We start from the raw sequence: 22,865 nt of genomic DNA on the forward strand, positions 1-22,865 counted from the left end.
CGTCCCCCTAGACCACCGCGTCGGCGGTGGAGCGCGCGTGGTGTCGGCGACGCACGGAGCGGAACGTCCAGAGCTTGTTGACGACGAAGTTGATCGGCATCGTGATGATGATAGTCAACAGCTGGCTCCAATACTCCCGGGAGTGGATCCCCGCGTCCTCGTGCCACCACGGCTCCGGCAGGTAGAGCGGCGAGGTGGGGTTGGTGAAGGCCAACTTGATGAAGATGCCCGCAACGGCGGCCACCGACCCCACCAGCAGGAACGGCCAGAACTCCTGCAGGACCGGCGCCTTGTGGCCCTTGCCGAACGTCCAGTGCCGGTTGAGCATGAAGTTGTAGACGTTGGCCACGAGGAACGCCACGATCCACACCAGGGTCGTGAAGCGGAAGTTGTACTCCGTCCCGGAGAATGGGAACAGGATGTCCTGGGCGTTCTGGGTGCCACCGTTGGCCCTGTTCATCAGGACCGTGATGACCATGTTGACGACGAGCCCCGACCCGCCGACGATCCCGAACATGACGAACTGCCGAGCGCTGTTGCGGTAGCGACCGATATCGCCGGGGTTCGGGTTCACAGGCGACCAGTCTAGGCCCACCGACCGGAACTAGCCCGCTCCGTGCCCCTCCGGCACCCTCTCGGCCGGATCCTCGACGGGGCCCGGGGCGGTGCCGTCGCCGAACGGGCGGCCACCCAGCTCCTCGCGGTGGTGCGGGGAGAGGAAGTTGCTCAGATCCGGCCCCTTGGGCACGATCCCGGTGGGGTTCACGTCGCGGTGGACGTTGTAGTAGTGCTCCTTGATCTGCGGGAAGTCGCAGGTGTCCCCGAAGCCCGGCGTCTGGAACAGGTCGCGCAGGTAGCCCCACAGGGCCGGCATCTCGGTGATCTTGTTGCGGTTGGCCTTGAAGTGGCCGTGGTAGACCGCGTCGAAGCGCACCAGTGTCGTGAACAGTCGGATGTCGGCGACGGTGATGGTGTCACCCACGAGGTACCGGCGGGTGGTCAGCCGCTCCTCGAGCCGGTCCAGCGAGGCCCACAGCTCGTCGTAGGCCTCCTCGTAGGCGCCCTGCTCGGCGGCGAAACCGGTGCGGTACACGCCGTTGTTGACGGTCGGGTAGATCCACGAGTCCAGCTCGTCGATCTCGTCGCGATGCTCGGTGGGGTACAGGTCCGGGGCACCGTCGCGGTGGAACGCCGACCACTCGGTGAGCAGGTCGAAGTTGAGTTTCTGGTACGCGTTGGTCACCACCGACCTGGTGGGCAGGTCGACGAGTGCCGGGACCGTGATGCCGCGCGGGTAGTCGGGGATCCGGTTGAAGTAGGCCTCCTGGAGGCGGTGCAGACCGGTGACCGGGTCCTTGCCGTCCGGATCGAGGTCGAAGACCCAGGAGTTGACGTCGTGGGTCGGGCCCGCCAGGCCCATGGAGATGGCGCCCTCGAGGCCCATCAGCCGGCGGACGATGATCGAGCGGCTGGCCCAGGGGCACGCGCGGGCGGCCATGAGGCGGTAGCGGCCGGCCTCGACGGGCCACCGCATCTCTCCGATCGTCGCCCCCACCGGGTCCGACCCCGCCGGGAGATCCGCCACCACGCGGTCGTTGATGTAGGTGGCGTCTCGGACGAACTCGCCGTCCTCCGACGCGTTCTTGGCTGCGATGAACTCGGTGTCGTCTGACATGGGGGCTCCTGCGGTCGTCGGCGCGTCGAGTGGTTGATGCATCACCAACATACCCGCTCCCGGACCTCCACGCCAGCGCGTCGGGCTCGCGCCGTTCCCCGGGTTCGGGTTGCTCGGGGCTCGGGTTCCGGATGATCCGACGCGGCCGATGTGCCACGCTGGCCACATGGACTCCGCGCATGTCGACGACGTCCCCAGCCGCTACGCCGACTTCGCCGAGTTCGAGGTCCGCGGCCGCACCCCCGTCTACCTGGCGTGGGCCCGGGGCATCGCCGAGGATCCCGCGACGTGCGAGCTGATCGGGAGGCTTCCCCGGATCAAGCGGCAGCCCGCACTGGTCTTCGCCTCCACCCGGCACGCCGGCGCGCCCGAGACCGAGGACTACGCGCGGTTCCGCGAATTCGTCCACGCCCACTGGTCGGAGATCGAGCAGATCGCGCTCACCCACTCCACTCAGACCAACGAGGCCAAGCGCTGCGCGGTGCTCCTACCGTTCCTCTCCCTGCTGCCCGGCCCGCTCTCGCTGGTGGAGATGGGGGCCTCGGCGGGTCTGTGTCTGTACCCGGACCGGTACGCCTACCGCTATTCACTCGACGGCGGCTCGATCCACGAGCTGCCGCCCTCCGATCCGGACTCGGGCGCGCACCCGGACCGGCGCGCCCCGGTCCTGGACTGCGCCCTGCGCGACGGGGTCCCGCTCCCGCGCTCCCTGCCGGACGTCGTCCACCGCGGCGGAGTGGACCTGTCCCCGATCGACCCCGCGGACGCCGACTCCCGTGCGTGGCTGCGCAGTCTGGTCTGGCCCGGGCAGCAGGCCGAGCGCGTGCCCCGACTGGACGCCGCGCTCGACATCGCCGCCGCCGACCCGCCACAGATCCTCGCCGGCGATCTGGTGGAGAAGGTGGAGGAGTCCGTGACCGCCTGTCCCGCGGGATCCACGCCGGTGGTGTTCCACACCGCGGTACTCGGATACCTCGAGCCGCCGGCCCGCGCCGAGTTCGTCCGCCGGGTCACCGCGCTCGACTGCGTGTGGATCTCCGTCGAGGGGGTGACCCTCCTGCCCGACATCGCCGAGCAGGTCCCCGAGTCGATCCGTCGCCACAAGGGCATCTTCGTCGTCGCCGTCAACGGTCGGCCCCTGGCCACCGCCCACGGCCACGGCGACTGGGTCCGCGCGCTCGACATGCCCTGAGGGCCGGGCCGGGTTCAGTCGAACGGCCACCCACGGCGCATCGGCTGGTCGGACCCCGGCTCGATGAGGTACTCGGTTCCGAACGTCACCGCGTAGATGTCCGGCGGCAGGGCCAGCATCATGCCGATGTCGCTGGTCTGGCTGGCGTGGCACTCCATCGCGCGACGCTTGAGCTCCACGACATCCGCGGGCAGGTCGATCGCCCACGCGATCTCGGACTGCGGGACGCCGACCGGCAGACCGTCATCACCGGTGAGGATCATCCGCCGCAGTTCGTCCACGTCCATTCCGCCGGCCGCGAGCGTCGCCAGGAACTCCGCCGCCCCGGGACTGTCGAGCATCTCGCGCTGGGCGTCCTGGTTGGTGGTGGCCTCCATCAGACGCGGACGGCGGGCCGCCAACTCCACCGCGCGGCGGGCGATCCGGTGCACGGCCAGGTGATCCGGGTGCCCGTAGTTGCCGTGGTGGTCGTATCCCACGAGCACGTCGGCGTCCTCCCGGTCGAGGATCCGAGTGAGCCGCGCGGCCGCGTCGTCGGTGCCGGCGCTGTGCAGGCACAGCGGGTCGTCGTTCTGCGCCCACCCGGTCATGCCCGAGTCGCGGTACCCCAGCCAGTCGAGTCGCTCGACGCCCAGCACCGAAGCCGCCGCCCGCGCCTCGACCCGCCGGTGTTCGACCAGGTCTCCGTCCGGGCCCAGGTGCTCGGGGCGCTCCCCGTGGTCGCCGTCGGTGGCGAAGACCGTCACCACGCGGTGGCCGCCGCGCGAGGCGATGGCCATCATCCCGGCGGTCTGGGAGGTCTCGTCGTCGGGGTGGGCGTGGAGGAACACGATCGTGGACACCCGGACAGTCTGCACCCCCTGCCGGCCTCGCGCCGTTCACCCGCCCGAGAACGCACGACTCCCCGGCCGAAACCGCTCGGGATGAGCGTATTCGGCCGGGGAGGGCGCGGGTGATGCGTGTGGCGTCTACTTCTCGCGGACGACCGAGCCGTCGTCCTGCAGGCGCAGGAGGGGGTAGATGCCGTTCTCGTCGTGGTTCTCCTCGCCCACTACCGGAGGGTTGAACACGCAGAGCATGCTCATCTCCTCCTCCACGATCACCTGGTGCTTCTCGTGACCGTCGAGCAGGTACATCGACCCGGCCTCGAGCGGGTACTCCTCGTCGTTGGTCAGGTCACGCAGGATTCCCTTGCCACGCGTCAACCAGACGGCCTCGATGTGGTTGGCGTAGTGGAAGTCGTTCGTGGTGCCGGCGGCGATGGTGGTCTCGTGGAACGAGAACCCCACGCGGTCGTCGGCCAGGACGATCCGCTTGGACACCCAGTTGCCGTTGTTGCCCTTGACCTCGCGGTCGGTTCCGGTGATCCCTGCGGTGGTACGGACGATCATGTGTTGCCTCCTCGTGGAAGGTGGATGGTCGGGTGTGACTCGTGCGAGCGTCAGGCGTACTGCGCCGACAGGACGTTGTCGACGGCCTCGTAGCAGATCTCGATGCCACGGTCACGCTCGTCATCGGTGAGCGTGAGCGGCGCGAGGAACTTGACCACCTCGTCGCTCGGGCCGGCGGTCTCGACGAGCATCTTGTGGTCGAAGCAGCGGGCCATGACCTGCTGGGCCAGCTCCGGGTTCTCGAGGAACGCGATGCCGAACGCCATGCCGCGGCCGCGCAGCTCGAGCTTGCCCTGGTGCTTGTAGACCAGCGGGGAGAAGCGCTCGCGGAGGATCCGGCCGTTCTCGAGGGTGCGGTTCTGCAACTCGTCGTCGGACCAGTACTTGCGCAGCGCCACCTCGGCGGTGACGAATGCCATGTTGTTGCCACGGAACGTGCCGTTGTGCTCGCCCGGGGTCCACTCGTCGAGATCCCGACGGAACAGGGTCAGGGCGAGCGGCAGGCCGTAGCCGCCGATGGACTTGGAGAGCGTGACGATGTCCGGCGTGATGCCCGCGAACTCGAACGAGAAGAACTCGCCGGTGCGGCCGCAGCCCATCTGCACGTCGTCGATGATCAGGAGGATCTCGTGGCGCTTGCACAGCGCGTCGAGCGCCTGCAGCCACTCGGCGCGGGCGGCGTTGATGCCGCCCTCGCCCTGGACGCACTCCACGATCACGGCCGCGGGGCGGTTCATGCCGGATCCGGAGTCGACGAGCACGCGCTCCATCCACTGGAAGTCCTCGGTCACGCCGCCGAAGTAGTTGTCGTACGGCATCGGCGTGGCGTGCACGAGCGGGATACCGGCGCCGGCGCGCTTCATCGAGTTGCCCGTGACGGACAGCGACCCGAGGGTCATCCCGTGGAACGAGTTGGTGAAGTTGATGATCGCCTCGCGGCCGGTGACCTTGCGGGCGAGCTTGAGTGCGGATTCGACGGCGTTGGTGCCCGTCGGCCCGGGGAACATGACCTTGTAGTCCAGCCCGCGCGGCTCGAGGATGTTCGAGGTGAACGTCTCCAGGAACGCCCGCTTGGCGACGGTGTACTTGTCCAGCGAGTGGGTGACACCATCCCGCTGAACGTATTCCAGCAGCGCGGCCTTCATGTCGTCGTCGTTGTGTCCGTAGTTGAGTGCGCCGGCTCCGCCGAAGAAGTCGAGGTAGTCGTCGCCGTCAACTGTCGTGAGCTTCGCACCCTTGGCGGTGTCGAACACCACCGGCCAGTTCCGGGAGTAGCTGCGGACCTCGGACTCGCGGTCGCTGAAGATCGAGGTGTCCAGGTTTGCGTCGTGCGTGGCTTCGGTCATGGTGGTGATCACTCCGTCGAAAATTGTGGCGGGCGGCGGTGGCGGACCTGTGGGTCCGGGCGCCCTTCTAGGAAATCGTGTAGAGATCTTCGGGTTCGTGTCCCTCGCCGAGCAATTCGACGCCGAGATAGTCCTCGCTGGACAAGGTCATTCCCCGATCGCGCGCGACCGCACCGAAGGTGCGCTGGGACGCCTCGTTGTCCGGGCTGATGGTGGTGCGCAGTCGGACCACGCCGCCTTCGGCGAGCCGGTCCATGAGGCTGTGGAGCAGTCGTGCCGCCAGCCCCTTGCCGCGCTGGTCCGCGTCGACGCCCACCTGCCAGACGAAGATCGAGTCCGGCTCCGAGGGTCGTAGGAATCCGGTGACGAAGCCGACGACGCGGCCCTCGACCTCTACGACCACAGAGCTCTCCGAGAACTCCGCTCCCCACAACACGTAGGCATAGGACGAGTTGAGGTCGAGTACTCCACTGTCGCGGGCGATCTCCCACATGCGAATTCCGTCTGCCGCGGTGGGCGGGCGGAAAACCGCGTCGGACGAATCAGGTTTACGGGGTGCTTCTCGTTCTCCTGGGTTCATAGGTATGTCCCACCGTAGTGACGACGACCGGCTACTGCATCTCCCTTCGCCGGATCGTTACCCGATTGCCGGGCGAGTCCGCAGGTGGCCGCGGTGCAGTGAGGTCCATCACCCAACGGGTTAAACCCGAGGTCGCGATAGCCTTCCTTACCGGGCGTGAGCCTGGGAGAATCTGTTCATGGACGAGAACCCGATCACCGAATTCGACGAGCGCCGTTCACTCGAGCTGCTGGGGACAGAGTCGCTCGGCCGTCTGATCACCGTCTCGGGTGGGCGGGCCGACATCTTCCCGGTCAACTACGCACTGTCGGCGGAGGGCAAGCTCTTCTTCCGCACAGCGGAGGGCAGCAAGCTGGCCGGCCTCACCATTCATCCCGACGTGGTCTTCCAGGTCGACCACATCGAGGACAATGAGGCATGGTCGGTGGTCGTTCGTGGAGAAGCCCGGCGGCTCGATAGTTTCGAGGAGATCAACCGCGCGGAGGAGCTCGACCTCAAGCCGTGGATCCCGACACTCAAGTACAACTTCGTCGAGATCACACCGGAGCAGATCTCGGGCCGCGGCTTCACGTTCGGCGAGGAGCCGGAGCGCTACGTCGGCTAGGCGCGATATCCTGCTAGTCGGCTGGACCAGTTCCCTGGACAGGCAGCCCTGCCTGGCCGGACAGCTCTGCCCACAGTCGTCGCACGCGGGCGTCGATGTCGTCGCGGATCAGCGCCATGCGTTCCGCACCATCGATCCCTCTCTCACTGGGCTCGTCGGTGTCCCACACGTCGATCGCCGCGCTCATCCCGTCGACCGGGTCGAGCCGTGCGGCCGTACCGAGCACGACCACGCGGTCCGCGCGGCGCATGACGTCGTGGTCCACCGCTGCCGCGGTGCCGCCGGACATGTCGGCACCGATCTCAGCGAGGGCCGCCACGGACTCGGCGTTGGGGGACTTTCCCAGCGCGGGCTCCGTTCCGGCCGAGAAGACCTCCACCGCGTCCCCCGCCGCGTGGCGCAGTAGCGCCTCCGCCATCTGGGACTTGCCGCGGTTGGACTTGCACACGAACAGGACTGTGGGCCGGTGGTACTGCGTCATCGGCGTCATCGGCGATCGGCTCCCGGCGCGTCGGAGTCAGAAGCCGAGGCGGAGGCGGGGCCAGTGGTTGGGGCAGAGGCGGGGCCAGTGGCGGGGGCAGAGGTCATGTCCTGGTGGATCGCGTTCGGGACAGTGGGGTCTCCCTTGAACAGCCGCTTGCCGGCCCACAGACTCACGTACACGAGAGCGATCAGCACGGGCACCTCGATGAGTGGCCCGACCACCCCTGCCAGCGCCTGACCGGAGGCCACTCCCCAGGTGCCGATGCTGACGGCGATCGCGAGTTCGAAGTTGTTGCCCGCGGCGGTGAAGGCGACCGCGGTGGACTTGGCGTAGTTCAGCCCGGCCGCGCGTGCCGCGAGCAGGCTCCCGCCGAACATGAGGATGAAGTAGGCCAGCAGGGGCAGCGCGATACGCGCCACGTCGAGGGGCCGTCCGATGATGGTGTCGCCCTGGAACGCGAAGAGCACGACGATGGTGAACAGCAGGCCGTACAGCGCCCACGGACCGATCTTCGGCAGGAAGGACTCCTCGTACCATTCCCGCCCCTTGGCCTTCTCGCCGAAGTGCCGGGTGAGGAACCCGGCCAGTAGCGGGATGCCGAGGAACACGAGGACGCTCAGCGCGATCGCCCACACCGAGAACCCGGCAGTGGTGGTCTCCAGTCCCAACCAGCCCGGGAGGACCTGGAGGTAGAACCATCCCAGGCCCGCGAACGCGATCACCTGGAACACCGAGTTGATCGCGACGAGCACCGCCGCCGCCTCCCGGTCGCCGCATGCGAGGTCGTTCCAGATGAATACCATCGCGATGCAGCGGGCCAGGCCCACCACGATCAGGCCGGTGCGGTATTCGGGTAGGTCCGGCAGCATCAGCCAGGCCAGCGTGAACATCAACGCGGGACCGACCAGCCAGTTCAGAGCGAGGGACAGCAGCAGGAGCGTGCGATCCCCGGTGACGCGACGCGTCTCGTCGTAGCGGACCTTCGCCAGGACGGGGTACATCATCACCAGCAGGCCGACGGCGATGGGAACAGAGATGCCCCCGACCTCGACCGCCTCGAGCGCTTCGGCGATACCGGGCACCAGGCGTCCGAGCAGGAGCCCGAGCGCCATGGCGGCGAGGATCCACACGGCCAGATAGCGGTCGAGGAAGGACATCCTCGCGGCGACCGGAGTGTCGGGATCGGCAGGGGCGGGGGGGCCGGCAGTCGCCGATACCTGGGTGCTCATGCGGCCAACCCTAGGGAATTCATCGATGTTCGTCAATGTGTGTCGTGCGACACACCGTGCCGCGCGGTCAGCGCTCCGTGCCGCGGGGTCAGAACGGTGGCGGGTCGAGGATCTCGTCGAGGAGTTGCTGGACCTGCTGCTCGGCGCGGCTGACAACTGGTTTGTTGCGATCCCACCAGCGGCCGGTGGGGGGCCTGGCGTTATCGGGACCCGCGCGATCGGGGCCGGCGCGGTTGGCTCGGGCGCGTTCTGCGCGTTCTGCGCGGTGGCGGGCGGCACGGCGGGCCCAGTAGGTGGGCTCGGACTGCAGGTCGCCGTCAGCGGTGTCCGGCTCGGGGTTGCGGGTCTGCTGGGTGTCCCAGGCGTCCTGTTCGGCCCGGGCCTGTTCGCGCCTGTACGCCGCCAGGGGCCCGGAGGGTCTGGTGAGCATGGTGGAGCCGTCGGGAGTGACGACGACGAGCGTGCCGTCTGGCGCCAGGTCATAGATCCATCCAGAGAAGGTCTTGAACCGGTGATGGCGCCGACACAAGCACATCAGGTTGCACTCGGTGGTGTGTCCGCCTCGCTGCGGGTCCGCGTGGTCAAAGGGCCGACAGTGATCGATATCGCAGTTGTCTGCCGAGACGGTGCATCCCGGGTGCCGGCAGGTGCCGTCGCGAAGGCGGATGCGGCGGGCCAGGGCGGCGCCGGGCCGGTAGGTCAGGGCTCGGCGGGCGTCGTCGGCGGCGCCGATGGCGGGGTCCACGTGTTCGAGGCTGGCCCCGTCACTGGCGGCGAGCATGTCGAGTAGCGCCCGGAGCGCGGAGTCGCCGGTACGGGGAAACTCGACCTGCGGGTCGAGACCTCGACCGCAGCCGAAGACCGTCACCCGCGGCCGCAGTGGCGCGGGCGGCTCGTCCGGCGAAAGACCGGTGACACGGGTGCGGCCCCGGTCTCCGCACACCAGGGACAGCAGGGCGTCCGCGCGACGTTCGGGCACCGGATAGTCCGACATGTCCGCCCCCTCGGCGTCGGCGGGGGCCTGCGCTGATTCCGCGGGGGTGCGCGGGTCGGGGTTGGCGAACTCAGCAGCGCGCTGGTCGATGGCTTCGGCCAGCACCGCGGCCTCATCAGAGGCCAGGGTGGCCCACAGGTTGGTCATGCCGTCGGCGCCCTTGCGGATGTGGACTCCGCGGCCGCGCGCGGCGGCGTCTCTGCGTTGGCGGATGCCGTCGGCGTCGTACCGGGCGATTATCGCGTCGACGGACTCGCGCACCGACCGGGCACCCAGACGCTCGCCGGCCTCGAGGGCGGCGAGATAGTCGTCCACGACCTCCTGCTGGACGCGGGACAGGACGGCGGGGTCGACCGTGGCCATCTGGCGGGCCAGCAGTTCGGCGGCGCGCTGTTCCATCCGGCCGGCCGAGAGGGCCGCCATGACGGCGGGGTAGCGCTCGGTCAGGCCCGCGGCGAGGCTGATCATGGTGGCGGCCCGGCCGGTGGAGATGGGCATCGCCGCCACGACGTAGCCGGTGCACACGTCGAACGGGTCCACCACCGCGTGCCCGGGCGGGGAGCCGTCCCCCGCCCCGGCCTCGTCCTGGCGCACACATTCGCGGAACAACTCGTAACACGCGGCCAGGCGGGCCCCGGCGGCGCGATTCTCCGCGACCCACGTGCCGCGGGCGGCATCGGACAACCTGCCGAGCGCCGACGGGGGACCAGTGCGGCCGACCCCGCTTGTCGCGCCGCCAGCCGTGTCGCCCATGCCCCCACCTCGAATCGTACGTCGCCGCCGCATCTTGTCGAACTCGTGTTCTACTATACGTACACACTTTCGAAGAGGCAAGGGGTGACCTCCGACGGCCTCCCCCATCCCGGTCGTCCGAGTAATCTGGACGGATGATCTCGCCCGAGCCCACCGAATCCTGCTGCATCGCCGGCGCGAACGGGCCGCTCACCCAGGCAGAGGCCGAGGCCGCGGCGGCCCGGTTCAAGGCACTGGCCGATCCCATGCGCCTGCGCCTGCTCTCGCACATCGCGGCGGCGGAGTGCAGTGACGTCTGCGTCTGCACCCTCACCGAGCCCCTCGGCATCACCCAACCCACGGTGAGCCATCACATGAAGAAGCTGGTGGAGGCGGGACTCGTCACCCGGGAACAACGCGGCCGGATGGCGCACTACAGCATCGTCCCGGAGGCGTTCGCCCAGATCCGCGACATCGTCGACGTCCGAGGCCTGCGCTTCGTCTGAGCCCGCCTCGGGATTACGTCGTCGGCCGAACGGAAACCCCTACACCGGGGCAGCCGTCACCTGGCACCCGTCACCGCAGAACCAGTCACCTGGCCCCAGTCACCGCAGCACCCGAACCTGAGGCCAGGCGACGCAGCGCCTCCGGACCGACGGGATCCTCCGCCGAGTACGGCACCACGGCCAGCCTCTCGGCGAGGCCGCCCCGCACCGCGTCCAGTTGCTCGCGCTCGAGCTCGGCGCGCCGGTGCAGGACGGGATCGGTGGTTCCGCTCGCCGCGAGAGCGTTGTTGACCACCCACGCCCACGGCTCGATACCGGCCCGTCGCAGGTCATCCTGGAGCGCGGCCGCCTCGAGGACCGGCGTGGTCTCCGCGAGGGAGACGATGACGACTTTGGTCTGCGCCGGATCCTGCAGCCTCATGAGTGGGGTGGTGAAACGACCTCCCTCCCCCATCTGCCGGGCGATCTCGCGGTGGTACGACCCGGTCGCGTCGAGCAGGAGAAGCGTGTGGCCGGTCGGGGCGGTGTCGACGACGACGAAGCGGCGCCTCGATTCGTGGATCACCCCGGAGAAGGCCTGGAAGACCGCCACCTCCTCAGTGCACGGCGAGCGGAGGTCCTCCTCGAGTGCGGCCAGGCCTGCCTCGTCGAGCTTCGTCCCCTTGCGTGCGATGACCCGGCGACGATACTCGGCGGACGCCTCCTCGGGGTCGATGCGGGAGACGGTGAGTCCCGGGATCTCACCCGCGACGGTGTCGGTGAGATGAGCGGCGGGGTCGGTGGTGGTGAGGTGCACCTCGTTCCCGCGCGCGGCGAGTTCGACGGCCACGGCAGCGGCCACGGTGGTCTTGCCGACTCCCCCCTTGCCCATCGTCATGACCAGGCCGTGTCCGTCCGACTCGATCAGGTCGACGAGGTCCGAGAGCGGAGCGGACAGTGGAGCGGGACCACCCGCCACCGCGTGCGCCGATGCGGTCGAGACCTCCACTGGTTCGAAGAGCCTTTCCAGCGCCGCGACGCCGACGAGGTTCTCCGGCCGGAGCGGGACCGTCTCGGTGGGCAGGGCGCGGAGGGCGTCGGGCATGGCGTCGAGGGCAGCCTGCTGTCGCTGGCGGAAGCCGGCGGCGATGAGGTCGATCTCGTCGTCGTCGTCATCTTCGTCGTCTCCGTGAGCACCCGCGAGCACCCCGTTCACCACGACCGACTGGTTGCGCATTCCCACGTCGGCGAGCTCGGCCGAGGTCCGGGCGATCTCGTCGAGGGATGAGGTCTGCGGGCGGGCCACCAGCACGAGCCGTGTGGTGGCCGGGTCCGCCAACCGCGCCACGGCGTCCGCGTACACCGCGCGTTGCTTGTCGAGCCCCGCCATCGGCCCCAGACAGGAGGCGTCGCCCTTGCCGCGCTCCAGGAACTCGGTCCATGACCCGGGAAGCGTGAGCAACCGGATCGTGTGTCCGGTGGGCGCGGTGTCAAAGACGACGTGGTCGTACCCGTCCATCACCCCGGGGTCGGTCACCAGCGCGGTGAACTCGTTGAACGACGCGATCTCGGTGGTGCAGGAACCGGAGAGCTGCTCGGTGATCGCGGCGATCTCGGCCTCCGGCAACAGGCCGCGTACGGGCCCCACCACGCGCTCGCGGTAGGCCTCGGCGGCTGCGTCCGGTTCGATCTCCATGGCCGAGAGCCCCGGGACGGCGCCGACCTCGACGATGCGGTTCCCGATCCGCTGCCCGAACACCTGCCCCACGTTGGAGGCGGGGTCGGTGCTCACGAGCAGGACGCGCACGCCCGCCCGGCAGAGCCGGACCGCGGTGGCGCAGGCGAGTGAGGTCTTCCCGACCCCTCCCTTGCCGGTGAAGAACACGAAGCGGGCGGGGTGGTCGAGGAACGAGTTCACGAATACCTTTCGGGGATCAGCAGCAGCCGGACGGGCCGCAGCCGTCGTCGCCGGACGCCAGGAGGTCCGCACCCACGGGCGCCGCGCCGGCGACCGAGGGGGCCGGCGTGGTCACGTCCAGTCCCGCCCACCTCGCCAGCTCCGCTCGCGTGGGGTAGCGGCCGGTGAGCGCGGTGACGCCGTCCACGCGGAACAGCGGGAGTCCCTCGGATCCACTCAGGCGGAGAAACGCGGCGACCTCCTCGTCCGACGCGAAGCGCATCGGCTCGGCGGCCAGGTTGAGCCGCTCCACCGGTGCCCCCGCAGCGGCGAGCCAGTCGCAGTTCGCGGAGAACTCGACGAGTTCGGCGGGAACGTCGGGTCCGCACACCCCCGTCGAGCAGCAGAGCGCGGATTCGAAGACGGTGATGGTCGCGGTCATAGTGCCGGAGCCTCCTCGGTGGACGGAGTACCCGAGGCGGGTGCGGGCGTCATGCCGACGATCTCCGGCAGGGTCTTACGTACCCGGGCGTCGATGTCGTCACGGATGGAGCGGACGCGGTCGAGATCCTGGCCGGCGGGGTCCGAGACGTCCCAGTCCAGGTACCGCTTGCCCGGATAGACGGCGCAGGCGTCCCCGCACCCCATGGAGATCACCACGTCGGCGGCCGCCACCACGTCGTCGGTGAGCGGCTTGGGGTATTCCGAGGTCAGGTCGAGTCCGATCTCGGCCATGGCCGCCTGACAGTTCTCGTCGATACCCGAGCCCGGGAGCGACCCGGCGGACCGGACGTGGACCCGCCCCTCCGACCGGTCCGCCATGAGAGCCGCGGCCATCTGGGAGCGCCCCGAGTTCTGGACGCAGATGAAGAGCACCTCGGGGACGTCCTTGGTGACCCGCCCCTCGGCCTGAGCAAGAGCCTTGAGCCGGTCGGTCGCGAAGCGGCGGGACAGCGACGGCAGATGCGTGGTGACCCGGGCGGTTCGACGCAACGCGGCGTAGGACTCGAACACCACGCGCTCGACGGTCTGCGGACTGAACACGCCTTCGTAGTGTCGGGCCAGCTCGCGGGCGTCGCGCTGGAGTTGCGTCTGGGGCATGAGCAGCTCGGGAAGAGGAGCGTCGTGCACGGATCGGGACATGTCGGCCTCCAAGCCTCGTATCGACACCCATCAATATAGACACTCATCGATATTTTGGGAAGGCATCCGGCACGGCCGGCAGAGGCGGATGATCAGACCATGAGCCTCTCCAACCGACTTCTCCGCAGCAAGGACACCTACTCGCGCGAGGCCGTCGCGGACCTGCTGGCCACACTGGCCGAGCGCATCCGGTCCGGCACCGTGACCTTCGACCAGGACGGCAACAGTCTCGACATCGAGGTCCCCGACTCCGTGCGGCTCGACATCGAGATCAAGGACACCCCCAAGACCTCCGGCACCAAGCGCGAGCTCGAACTCGAGATGTGGTGGATCACGGGGGCGGACGGCCAACCGGGCCCGACCGGCGGCGTCACGATCAGCTGACCGCGCCCGCAGGACCGGATGGGCCGACGCGGCAACGACCCGTGCTCAGTGCCCGGCGCCGAGCCGGCCCGAGAGTTTGTCCAGGCGTTCCTGGCTCGCACCGTCGAGTCCGATCACCGAGAGCGTCTTGCCCTTGGCGGCGTACTTGTGCTGCACGGCGTCCAGCGTGGCGACGGTCGAGGCGTCCCAGATGTCGGCGTCGGTGAGGTCGAGCACCACGTGCTCGGGGTCGCCGGAGTAGTCGAACTGGTACACGAGATCGTTGCTCGACGCCCAGAACAGCTCCCCGGTGACCCGGTACGTGCGGGTGTCGACCGCACCGTCGTGGTCCGTGTCCAGCTCGGCGACCTTCTCGATGGTGGTCATGTGTGCGACCCGGCGCGCGAACATGATCATCGCGGTGACCACACCGAGGATCACGCCGATCGCGAGATTGTGCGTCCATACGGTGGCCACCACGGTGACGACCATGACGAGGGTCTCGGACAGCGGCATCAGACGCAGGGTGCGGGGATGGATCGAGTGCCAGTCCATGGTCCCCACCGAGACCATGATCATCACCGCGACCAGCGCGGCCATCGGGATGAGTCCGACGATGTCGCCCAGGACGACGACGAGGATCAGCAGGAACACGCCGGCGAGCAGGGTGGACAGCCGCGTCCGGGCGCCCGAGGCCTTGACGTTGATCATCGTCTGGCCGATCATCGCGCAGCCGCCCATCCCGCCGAAGAAACCGGTGACGAGGTTGGCGACGCCCTGACCCCAGCCCTCACGCGTCTTGTCGGAGTGGGTCTCGGTGATGTCGTCGACCAGCTTCGCCGTCATCAGGGACTCCATGAGCCCCACGAGCGCCATCGCCAGCGCATAGGGGGCGATGATCTGCAGGGTCTCCAGGGTCCACGGCACGTCGGGGATCAGGAAGGTCGGGAGCGATCCGGGCAGTTCCCCCTGGTCACGCACGTTGGGGACGGACCACCCCACCCAGACGACCACCGCCGTCAGGGCCACGATCGCGATCAGCGGCGCGGGGATCACCGTGGTGAGCCTGGGGAAGAACACCATGACGGCAAGACCTACGGCCACCAGCGGGTACACCAGCCACGGGACCCCCACCAGGTGCGGGATCTGGGCCATGAAGATGAGGATCGCGAGCGCGTTGACGAATCCGACCATGACCGACCGGGGGATGAACCGCATCAATTTTGCGACCCCGAACACGCTCAACAGGATCTGTAGGACCCCGGCCAGCAGGACCGTGGCGATGAGGTAGTCCAGTCCGTGCTCGAGCACCACCGGCGCCACCACGAGGGCGATCGCCCCCGTGGCCGCGGAGATCATCGCCGGGCGGCCACCTGTGAAGGCGATCGTGACCGCCATGGTGAAGGAGGCGAACAGACCCACGCGGGGGTCGACGCCCGCGAGGATGGAGAACGAGATCGCCTCCGGGATGAGTGCCAGCGCCACCACGAGGCCGGCGAGGACCTCCGTCCGGAGCCGGGCCGGGGAGGAGAACGCGGCGCGGAACGAGGGCAGCACGCCGGTGGGGAACTCGGTGCTCACGGATCACCTACAGTCGAGGTCGGGACTCTCACACGGCGCGAGAGTAGAAAGCTACCGTAATGGGAGAGTTGTGAGCGGGCCAATTCGCGGCGAGCAGACCATGAAGATCGGGGAGGTCGCCGAGCGCACCGCCCTGTCGATCCGGAGCCTGCGACACTACGACGAGCTCGGTCTGGTCAGCCCGTCCGCGCACTCCCCCGGCGGTTTCCGCCTCTACACGCCGGGAGACGTCGAGCGGATCCTGCTGATCCGCCGGATGAAGCCCCTGGGGTTCAGCCTGGAGCGGATGCGGGACTTCTGCCGGGCCCTGGACGGCCGCGCCGAGGACCCGGCGGGATCGGCCACCCTGATCGCCGAGATCGAGGCCGAGGCCACCGAGCGGCTCGACCGCCTGCGGACCCACCTGGGTTACGCGGAGGAGTTCGTCGAGATCGTCGAGCGCCTCAAGGCGTGATCACCGGCCGAGCGCTGCGGCCACGGCCGCCTTCGCCCACTGCCCCACCCCGATGAGGGTCGCCGAGGCCGCACCGCACCAGTCGCCGTAGCCGAGCAGGAACAACCCGGGCACGCCCGGTACGGCGGGGCCGTCGGCGACCACCCTGCCGTTGACCCGCGGTAGCCCCAGGCCGCGGAGGTGCCCGAGAGCCGGACGGAACCCGGTGCACCAGATCACCGCGTCGACCGGTTCGCGTCGGCCGTCGTCCCATTCGACACCGTCCGGGTGGAACCTGTCGAACATCGGGGTGGCCACCAGCAGGCCCGCGTCGCGGGCAGCACGGACAGGGGGGACGACGACGATGTCGCCGAGCGCGGCGACGCCGCGGCCGCCCCCGTTCTCCCCGGCCGGTGCACGCACCGAGGCGCTGGCCACCCGGAACAGCTCGCGCCCGTCGACGTCGTCGGGCAGATAGCGCGGGGGGCCGGTGGTGCACCAGATCAGCTCGCCGCGGCCGGGGTCGAGCACCGCGGCGAGGTCGGCGGCGATCTGCGCTCCCGAGTTGGCACCTCCCACCACCACGACGCGCCGGCCGCGGAACGCCTCCGGCCCCCGGTAGCCGGCGCTGTGGATCTGTGCGCCCCGGAAACCCCCGACGCCCGGGTAGGTCGGCACGAACGGCCTCGACCACGTGCCGGTGGCACTGATCACCACGCGTGCACGCCAGCGACGGCCGTCCGCGGCGTGCACGACAAAACCCTCCGGGTCCCCGCGTTCCACTCTCGTCACCCCGATCCCACGCCGGACGGGCAGCCCGTAGTACTCCTCGTAGCCGCGCAGGTACTCCACCACGTGGGCCGCGTCGGGGTTGCCGCCGTCGGTCCGGTGCATCCGGCGGCCCGGGAGCGACGAGTAGTCGGCGGGCGAGAACAGACGCAACGAGGGCCAGGTGTGCGGCCACGCACCCCCCGGCCCCTCCGATCCGTCGAGAATCTCGAAGTCCGCGCCGGCCCGGGCGAGGTAGAAGCCGGCGGCCAGTCCGGCCTGCCCGCCGCCGATCACCACCACGTCCTTCACCACCACGTTCTTCACCACAGCGTCTGTCGCCTCGGCCTCTACCACCGCACAACCCCCGTCCGGCACCCTCTGAACAGTTCTTATAGACACTTATCGATATCAATTCTACAGTGGAGGCATGAGCCCGTTGCCCGCCTCCGCGACCGGCCCGTCCGGCCCGTCCGGCACGGACACCGACACCGGTGTCCGAGAGCATCGTCGACTGGTGGCCTCACTCGCCGCGGCCGCGGTGGCCTGGATCGCCCTGTGGGTGGCCAACGAGTGGTTCTGGGACGCGACCGTCGACTGGCTCGGTCTCGACCTCGCCGACCGGGCGGTCGGGGCAGTGCACTTCTTCCTCTACGACACCGTCAAGATCTTCCTCCTGCTCCTCGGCCTGATGTTCCTGGTGGGCATGCTCCGGGCCAGCCTGGACCTCAACCGCGCCCGCGACTGGCTCGAGGGCCGGGGGCTACTCATCGGCCTCACCCTGGCGATCGTGCTGGGCGTCGTGACCCCGTTCTGTTCCTGCAGCTCGATCCCGCTGTTCATCGGCTTCGTCGCCGCCGGCATCCCGCTCTCGGTCACCCTGACCTTCCTCATCGCCTCCCCGCTCATCAGCGAGATCGCGGCCATCATGATCGGCGAGATGTTCGGCTGGCACATCGCCGCCGCCTACGTCGGCGCCGGTGCCGCCATCGCGTTCATCGCGGGCTGGGCCCTGTCCCGGTTCCGGCTGGAGAAGTGGGTCGACGACGTGGTCTTCACCACCCGCGTGGCCGCACTCCGCGCGGACGGCCATGTGCCCACCCTCCGCGAGCGGGTGGACGCCGCCCTCGGTGAATCCCGAGACATCGTCCGGGGCGTCTGGATCTGGGTGGTGGTGGGCGTCGGGATCGGCGCCGCGATCCACGGCTGGGTACCAGCGGACTTCTTCCTACGCTGGGCGGGCCCGGACAACCCGCTGGCCGTGGTCGTGGCCACCCTCGCCGGGGTGCCGCTCTACGTCAACGGCGCGGGGGTCGTGCCGATCGCCGAGGCACTGTGGACCAAGGGCATGAGCCTGGGCACCGTCATGGCGTTCATCATGAGTTCGATCGCGCTGTCCATCCCCCAGGCGATCATGCTCAGGCGGGTCATGAAGCCGCCCCTGCTCGCGCTGTTCTTCGCCGCCGTGGCCGTCGGCATCCTCGCCATAGGCCTACTGTTCAACCTCATCGCCTGACCCCCACACGCAGGAGGAACAATGATCGTCAAGGTGCTCGGGCCCGGTTGCCGCAACTGCCACACCCTCGTCACCCGCACGCGGGAGGCCCTGGCCGCACTCGGTGAGGACGCCGAGATCATCGAGGTCTCCGACATCGGCGAGATCGCGGGCTACGGGCTCATGAAGACCCCCGGACTGGTGGTCGACGACGAACTCGTTCTGGGCGGGAAGGTGCCCACCGTCCGCCAGCTCACCGAACTCCTGCGCGGACGCTAGACCGGCTGCACCCCGAGTTCGGCGAGCAGACCCTCTACGCGGCGCCTGATCTCGTCGCGGATGGGCCGGACGGCCTCGACGCCCTGCCCGGCGGGGTCGTCGAGGCTCCAGTCCAGATAGCGCTTGCCCGGGAAGACCGGGCAGACGTCACCGCAGCCCATGGTGATGCACACGTCGCTGGACTGCACCGCCTCGGTGGTGAGCACCTTCGGCGTGGCAGCCGAGATGTCGATGCCGTCCTCCGCCATCGCGGCGGCGACAGCGGGGTTGATCGAGTCCGCGGGTGCCGAGCCGGCCGAGCGGACCTCCACCGCGCCACCGGACAGGTGGGAGGTGTAGGCCGCGGCCATCTGCGAGCGGCCCGCGTTGTGGACGCAGACGTAGAGGACGGAGGGACGATCGGTCACGGTGACTCCTCGGCAGAATGTATCGACAGCTGTCGATAGTAGCCGCTCGGGGTCCGGGCGCGGTGGGTCACAGCGCCCGGCCGATGACCTCCTTCATGATCTCGTTGGTGCCGCCGTAGATCCGCATGACGCGGGCGGCGGCGAACTTCTGGGCGATGGGGTACTCCATCATGTAGCCGTAGCCGCCGAACAACTGCAGGCATCGGTCCACCACGTCGTCGAGCATGTCGGTGGCCTGCAGTTTGGCCATCGAGGCGGTGACGGCATCGAGTTCGCCGGCGATCTCCTGCTGGATGCAGTGATCGATGAAGGTGCGGGTGGCCATGACGGAGGTCTTGCACGTCGCCAACTCGAAGCGGGTGTTCTGGAATTCCAGAATCGGCTTGCCGAAGGCCTGCCGCTCGCGGACGTAGGCGAGGGTCTCCACGACGGCGGCCTCGGCCATCGCCAGGGCGTCCACCGCGATCGCCAGACGCTCGCGCGGCAACTGGTTCATGAGCTGGTAGAAACCCTGCCCCTCCTCACCGCCGAGGAGGTTGGCCGCGGGTACGCGCATGTCGTTGAAGAACAGCTCGGCGGTGTCGGCACCGTGGCGGCCCATCTTCTCCAGGACGCGACCGCGCTCGAAGCCGGGAGTGTCCGCCTCGACGGCGAACAGCGCCATTCCCCTGTGACCGGCGTCCAGGTCGGTCTTGGCCGCCACCACCACGAAGTCGGCGGATCCACCGTTGGAGATGAAGGTCTTGGAGCCGTTGATGACGTACACGGCGTCCGGGCCCTCTCCCTCCCTGCGCGCGGTGGTGCGCACGCCCTGCAGGTCGGAGCCCGCGCCGGGCTCGGTCATGGCGATCGCCGAGATCCATTCGCCCGAACAGATCTTCGGCAGCCAGGCCTGCTTCTGCTCGTCGGTGGCGTAGTTGGCCACGTAGTGCGGGGTGATTGTCGAGCCGACACCCATCCCGAACGCGGTGTCACCCGAGTAGACGAGCTCCTCGGTCACCAGGTACTCCATGCCCGGGTCGCCGCCCTGCCCGCCGAACTCCTCGGGCACGTCCAGGCAGATCAGCCCGGCCCCGCCGGTGCGCAGCCAGGTCTCCCGGTCCACGAACTTCTGCCTGGCCCACTTCTCCTGATTGGGCGTCATCTCCTTGGCGAAGAACGCGCGGGCGTGCTCGCGCAGCAACCGGTGGTCGTCGGTCTCCCAGGAGGGGCGGTAGTCGGGGAAGAGCAGGGTCACCAGGGCCTCCGGTGGTCGATGTACGCGGCATGCGCCGATCAGCCTAGTCAACCCGACCCCGCGCTCAGAGCGGAGTCACCGACCTGTCCCACACCGAACTGAGCCACACCGAACTGGCTCACACCGTGCCGCGGTCAGTACCGTCCGCGCAGACGCAGGCGCCAGGGCCGACTGTCCGGGTCGTGCAACCAGCGATAGACGGGAAAGGCCAACGCCATGGTCACCGGATTGAGGCGCGGTGGGTCGAGGGGCCGCAGGCGACCCGGGGGCCGCTCCCCCCGGCGCCCGCCGAGGTGCCACTCCTCGAGCGCGGCGGCGGAGTCTGCGAACGCTCGGAACGTCCCCTCCGCGTCCAGGCAGTCGGCCATCACACGCGCGATCTCGTCGTCGTCGGGGAGCGCGCTGGCACGATCGGCGATCTCCGACACGTCACCCGGGAACGTCGGACCGTCCACGGACCGATCCAGGTGTTCGGAGGCCAGGACGAGACGCAACCTGCGGGCGAACGGACTGTGGTCGGGCGCCGCCGTGTCCACGACCACGGCCGAGAGCTCCGAATCGTGGGTCCACGAGCGGCGGCTGAAATTGTCGGACCCGACCGTGCACCAGGTGTCGTCGACCACGCACACCTTGGCGTGCACGTAGACCGGGGTGCCCTGCAGGTTCTCCGGAGCGTAGAAGGCCACCCGGCCGGGGGCCGCCGCCGCGAGCCTGCCCATCGCGCGCTGCCGTCCCAGGAGCTGAGGGATCCGCGAGAGCAGGTTGTCACTGTCCGTCCACCGGGGCATCACGACGATCATGTGCAACCCCTCGTCCCGCTGGAGGCACTCCACGAAGGAGTCGGCGATGGCGCGCGACCACAGGTACTGGTCCTCGACGTAGATCAGGTGACGCGCCCGCTCGAACGCCTTCGCGTACCCGCGGGCGATGCTGCGCTCTCCCCGACGGGCGAACGGGTAGGCCTCCCGCACACCTCGGCCCGCGTAGGTGCGGAGCAGTTGCACGACATGAGTACCCCCCGGCACCGCTGGCGGCGGCGGAGCCTGCTCGGGCAGCGATTCGGCGTGCACGTCCACGTGGTCGCGGTCCGCACGATGTCTGCGGGGGGAGTACGTCAGCGGCGTGGGGTCCTCCCACCGCTCTCGGAATGCCGTCTCGGCGTCGTAGACGGCCGGGCCCGAGATCGCACACTGGACGTCGTGCCAGGGCGGCGTCGGCCCGTACACGTCGGACATCGCCTGGGCCTGCGGGTCGCCGAGGTGACGGGCGTCGTCCCTGCGCGAGTGGGACAGGTCGATCCCGCCCACGTAGGCCACGTCCCGCTCCGGAGCCCCCGCATGGCGGATCACCACCAACTTCTGGTGGTGCGACCCGCGCGGCGGCACGCGCATGTCCAACAGGACGTTGCCGCCCCGGTCATCGACCTTCCGTCCGAGCTCCCTGTTCTCCTCGTGCGAGAACTCGTCCATCCCCGAGTGCGACCGCCACACGAGTCCGTGCACGGCCACCCCGCGGTCGACCGCCCGCCGCAGTACCACCGAGACCTCGCTGCCGGGTTCACCGGTCAGCTGCTCGTCGGCGTCACCCCGCCAGTCGGTGAACAGGATCAGGTCACCCTCCCCGGTGGCCTCGATCTTCTCGTGGAGCTCGGAGAAGTACGTGGACCCGTGTACCAGGGGGCGCACCTCGTTGCCCTCCGACCAGGCCCTATCTCCGGGATGGCGGGAATCCAGACGGGTGTCGGGGTTGCCCCGCTCGTGCGCGGAGAGCAACCACTCGGTGAAGGCCATGTGTTCGGACGCTACAGAATCTGCTTCCCGGATCAGCAATACTCTCCCCATGACCCCACCCGAGCCGTTCCCCACCGACTGGACCCGCTGCCTGGTGCTGGTAGCGCATCCCGACGATCCCGAATACGGCATGTCCGCGGCGGTGGCCCGCTGGACCACGGAGGGCCGGCACGTGGTGTACGTCCTGGCCTCGAGCGGCGAGGCGGGCATCGAGGGGATGCCGCCCTCCATCGCCGGGCCCGTCCGTGAGGAGGAGCAGCGCCGGTCCTCGGCCATCGTCGGGGTCGACGAGGTGGAGTTCCTCGGCTTCCCCGACAGCAGGATCGTCAACGACGCGTCGCTCCGTGACGCCGTGGCCGATTCGATCCGCCGCCACCGCCCGGACATCGTGATCTCTCTGTACTCCGGACCCGAGTGGGCACCCGGCGCCCCAAACCAGAGCGATCACATGGAGTTCGGTGTCGCGGTGGGCGCAGCCTACGACGACCTGGTGGCCGCCGTCGGCGTGGACGCGGCCGAGGGCCGTCCGAAGATGTGGTTCGAGAGCTCGCCGGAGCCCACCCACTACGTGGACGTCGAGGGCTTCGTCGAGCCGGCCGTCGAGGCGCTGGCCGAGCACAAGGAGTACCTCTCCGTCCTTGACCCCGGGACCCCGGTGCGCGAGCAGGCCCGCCGGCAGGTCGAGAGCGTGTGTGCACCCCGCGAGGACCTGGCCGGAACCCGACACGTGGTGAGCTTCCGGCGGATGCGGCCCTGAGCC

25 protein-coding genes are annotated in these 22,865 nt (G+C 69.2%); 8 read left to right on the forward strand and 17 right to left on the reverse strand.

Going from position 1 to position 22,865, the window contains the following annotated elements; all coding sequences use genetic code 11:
- Positions 1-7 precede the first annotated feature (7 nt).
- Both A6048_RS15860 and A6048_RS15865 read right to left on the reverse strand, forming a co-directional pair.
- Entirely contained in the window at positions 8-517 is a 510-nt protein-coding gene (locus A6048_RS15860; protein ID WP_107747225.1) for a GtrA family protein, read from the reverse strand.
- 87 nt (positions 518-604) lie between these two features.
- Positions 605-1,675 (reverse strand): glutathione S-transferase family protein, encoded by a 1,071-nt coding sequence (locus A6048_RS15865; RefSeq protein WP_107746808.1) that lies wholly within the window; start codon positions 1,673-1,675, stop codon positions 605-607.
- A gap of 166 nt (positions 1,676-1,841) precedes the next feature.
- Between A6048_RS15865 and A6048_RS15870 the strand changes: the two genes are divergently transcribed.
- A complete protein-coding gene (locus A6048_RS15870) occupies positions 1,842-2,867 on the forward strand; it encodes a DUF2332 domain-containing protein (protein ID WP_107746809.1) in 1,026 nt (341 codons plus the stop codon).
- Between the two features lie 14 nt (positions 2,868-2,881).
- Here A6048_RS15870 and A6048_RS15875 read toward each other — a convergent pair whose 3' ends face one another.
- From A6048_RS15875 to ectA, 4 genes are all read right to left on the reverse strand, one after another.
- On the reverse strand, positions 2,882-3,709 hold the full coding sequence (locus tag A6048_RS15875) for a PIG-L deacetylase family protein (RefSeq protein ID WP_107747226.1): 828 nt from the start codon (positions 3,707-3,709) through the stop codon (positions 2,882-2,884).
- A 126-nt stretch (positions 3,710-3,835) separates the two neighbouring features.
- Positions 3,836-4,258, reverse strand: coding sequence for an ectoine synthase (locus tag A6048_RS15880; protein WP_107746810.1), 423 nt, complete (start codon positions 4,256-4,258; stop codon positions 3,836-3,838).
- Between the two features lie 50 nt (positions 4,259-4,308).
- Positions 4,309-5,604, reverse strand: a complete 1,296-nt coding sequence (ectB, locus tag A6048_RS15885; RefSeq protein WP_107747227.1) for a diaminobutyrate--2-oxoglutarate transaminase — start codon at positions 5,602-5,604, stop codon at positions 4,309-4,311.
- A 67-nt stretch (positions 5,605-5,671) separates the two neighbouring features.
- Complete coding sequence (ectA, locus tag A6048_RS15890) at positions 5,672-6,184, reverse strand: diaminobutyrate acetyltransferase (protein WP_107746811.1); 513 nt, start codon at positions 6,182-6,184, stop codon at positions 5,672-5,674.
- Positions 6,185-6,362: 178 nt separating this feature from the next.
- Here ectA and A6048_RS15895 point away from each other — a divergent pair, with 178 nt between their 5' ends.
- Positions 6,363-6,788, forward strand: coding sequence for a pyridoxamine 5'-phosphate oxidase family protein (locus tag A6048_RS15895; protein ID WP_107746812.1), 426 nt, complete (start codon positions 6,363-6,365; stop codon positions 6,786-6,788).
- 13 nt (positions 6,789-6,801) lie between these two features.
- Here A6048_RS15895 and A6048_RS15900 read toward each other — a convergent pair whose 3' ends face one another.
- From A6048_RS15900 to A6048_RS15910, 3 genes are all read right to left on the reverse strand, one after another.
- On the reverse strand, positions 6,802-7,269 hold the full coding sequence (locus A6048_RS15900) for an arsenate-mycothiol transferase ArsC (protein WP_107746813.1): 468 nt from the start codon (positions 7,267-7,269) through the stop codon (positions 6,802-6,804).
- 5 nt (positions 7,270-7,274) lie between these two features.
- Complete coding sequence (gene arsB, locus A6048_RS15905) at positions 7,275-8,501, reverse strand: ACR3 family arsenite efflux transporter (protein WP_107746814.1); 1,227 nt, start codon at positions 8,499-8,501, stop codon at positions 7,275-7,277.
- Between the two features lie 88 nt (positions 8,502-8,589).
- On the reverse strand, positions 8,590-10,248 hold the full coding sequence (locus A6048_RS15910; protein WP_107746815.1) for an HNH endonuclease: 1,659 nt from the start codon (positions 10,246-10,248) through the stop codon (positions 8,590-8,592).
- A 134-nt stretch (positions 10,249-10,382) separates the two neighbouring features.
- Between A6048_RS15910 and A6048_RS15915 the strand changes: the two genes are divergently transcribed.
- Positions 10,383-10,733, forward strand: coding sequence for an ArsR/SmtB family transcription factor (locus A6048_RS15915; protein WP_107746816.1), 351 nt, complete (start codon positions 10,383-10,385; stop codon positions 10,731-10,733).
- An 85-nt stretch (positions 10,734-10,818) separates the two neighbouring features.
- On the opposite strand, the gene arsA is transcribed toward A6048_RS15915, so the two are convergent.
- From arsA to A6048_RS15930, 3 genes are read right to left on the reverse strand one after another with little or no spacing between them, the layout of a single operon-like run.
- The gene (arsA, locus tag A6048_RS15920) at positions 10,819-12,630 is read right to left on the reverse strand and encodes an arsenical pump-driving ATPase (protein WP_107746817.1); all 1,812 of its coding nucleotides are present in this window, start codon (positions 12,628-12,630) and stop codon (positions 10,819-10,821) included.
- A 16-nt stretch (positions 12,631-12,646) separates the two neighbouring features.
- Complete coding sequence (gene arsD, locus A6048_RS15925; RefSeq protein ID WP_107746818.1) at positions 12,647-13,051, reverse strand: arsenite efflux transporter metallochaperone ArsD; 405 nt, start codon at positions 13,049-13,051, stop codon at positions 12,647-12,649.
- Positions 13,048-13,752, reverse strand: coding sequence for an arsenate-mycothiol transferase ArsC (locus A6048_RS15930; RefSeq protein WP_107747228.1), 705 nt, complete (start codon positions 13,750-13,752; stop codon positions 13,048-13,050). Before A6048_RS15930 ends, arsD begins: the two co-directional genes overlap by 4 nt.
- Before the next feature lie 99 nt (positions 13,753-13,851).
- Between A6048_RS15930 and A6048_RS15935 the strand changes: the two genes are divergently transcribed.
- A complete protein-coding gene (locus A6048_RS15935) occupies positions 13,852-14,136 on the forward strand; it encodes an amphi-Trp domain-containing protein (RefSeq protein WP_107746819.1) in 285 nt (94 codons plus the stop codon).
- 45 nt (positions 14,137-14,181) lie between these two features.
- On the opposite strand, the gene A6048_RS15940 is transcribed toward A6048_RS15935, so the two are convergent.
- Positions 14,182-15,696 carry a SulP family inorganic anion transporter gene (locus A6048_RS15940; protein ID WP_107746820.1) on the reverse strand — a complete coding sequence of 505 codons (1,515 nt, stop codon included), beginning with the start codon at positions 15,694-15,696 and terminating at the stop codon, positions 14,182-14,184.
- A 100-nt stretch (positions 15,697-15,796) separates the two neighbouring features.
- Between A6048_RS15940 and A6048_RS15945 the strand changes: the two genes are divergently transcribed.
- The gene (locus tag A6048_RS15945) at positions 15,797-16,150 is read left to right on the forward strand and encodes a MerR family transcriptional regulator (protein WP_107746821.1); all 354 of its coding nucleotides are present in this window, start codon (positions 15,797-15,799) and stop codon (positions 16,148-16,150) included.
- On the opposite strand, the gene A6048_RS15950 is transcribed toward A6048_RS15945, so the two are convergent.
- On the reverse strand, positions 16,151-17,224 hold the full coding sequence (locus tag A6048_RS15950) for an ArsO family NAD(P)H-dependent flavin-containing monooxygenase (protein ID WP_200837407.1): 1,074 nt from the start codon (positions 17,222-17,224) through the stop codon (positions 16,151-16,153).
- 103 nt (positions 17,225-17,327) lie between these two features.
- On the opposite strand from A6048_RS15950, the gene A6048_RS15955 reads away from it, so the two are divergent.
- Positions 17,328-18,413: a permease gene (locus tag A6048_RS15955; protein WP_107746822.1), complete on the forward strand. Its 1,086-nt coding sequence runs from the start codon at positions 17,328-17,330 to the stop codon at positions 18,411-18,413.
- Positions 18,414-18,434: 21 nt separating this feature from the next.
- Positions 18,435-18,671: a thioredoxin family protein gene (locus A6048_RS15960; RefSeq protein ID WP_107746823.1), complete on the forward strand. Its 237-nt coding sequence runs from the start codon at positions 18,435-18,437 to the stop codon at positions 18,669-18,671.
- Here the strand turns inward: A6048_RS15960 and A6048_RS15965 are convergent.
- The 3 genes from A6048_RS15965 to A6048_RS15975 all read right to left on the reverse strand — a co-directional run bounded on the left by A6048_RS15965 (position 18,668) and on the right by A6048_RS15975 (position 22,105).
- On the reverse strand, positions 18,668-19,078 hold the full coding sequence (locus A6048_RS15965) for an arsenate reductase ArsC (protein ID WP_107746824.1): 411 nt from the start codon (positions 19,076-19,078) through the stop codon (positions 18,668-18,670). The two genes, A6048_RS15960 and A6048_RS15965, sit on opposite strands and share 4 nt — an antisense overlap.
- Positions 19,079-19,145: 67 nt before the next feature.
- Positions 19,146-20,315 carry an acyl-CoA dehydrogenase family protein gene (locus A6048_RS15970; RefSeq protein ID WP_107746825.1) on the reverse strand — a complete coding sequence of 390 codons (1,170 nt, stop codon included), beginning with the start codon at positions 20,313-20,315 and terminating at the stop codon, positions 19,146-19,148.
- Between the two features lie 134 nt (positions 20,316-20,449).
- The gene (locus A6048_RS15975; RefSeq protein WP_107746826.1) at positions 20,450-22,105 is read right to left on the reverse strand and encodes a phospholipase D family protein; all 1,656 of its coding nucleotides are present in this window, start codon (positions 22,103-22,105) and stop codon (positions 20,450-20,452) included.
- Positions 22,106-22,154: 49 nt separating this feature from the next.
- On the opposite strand from A6048_RS15975, the gene A6048_RS15980 reads away from it, so the two are divergent.
- Positions 22,155-22,862 carry a PIG-L deacetylase family protein gene (locus tag A6048_RS15980; protein WP_107746827.1) on the forward strand — a complete coding sequence of 236 codons (708 nt, stop codon included), beginning with the start codon at positions 22,155-22,157 and terminating at the stop codon, positions 22,860-22,862.
- Positions 22,863-22,865: the final 3 nt, after the last annotated feature.

It is taken from the genome of Dietzia psychralcaliphila (assembly GCF_003096095.1).
GTDB classification, from domain to species: Bacteria; Actinomycetota; Actinomycetes; order Mycobacteriales; family Mycobacteriaceae; genus Dietzia; species Dietzia psychralcaliphila.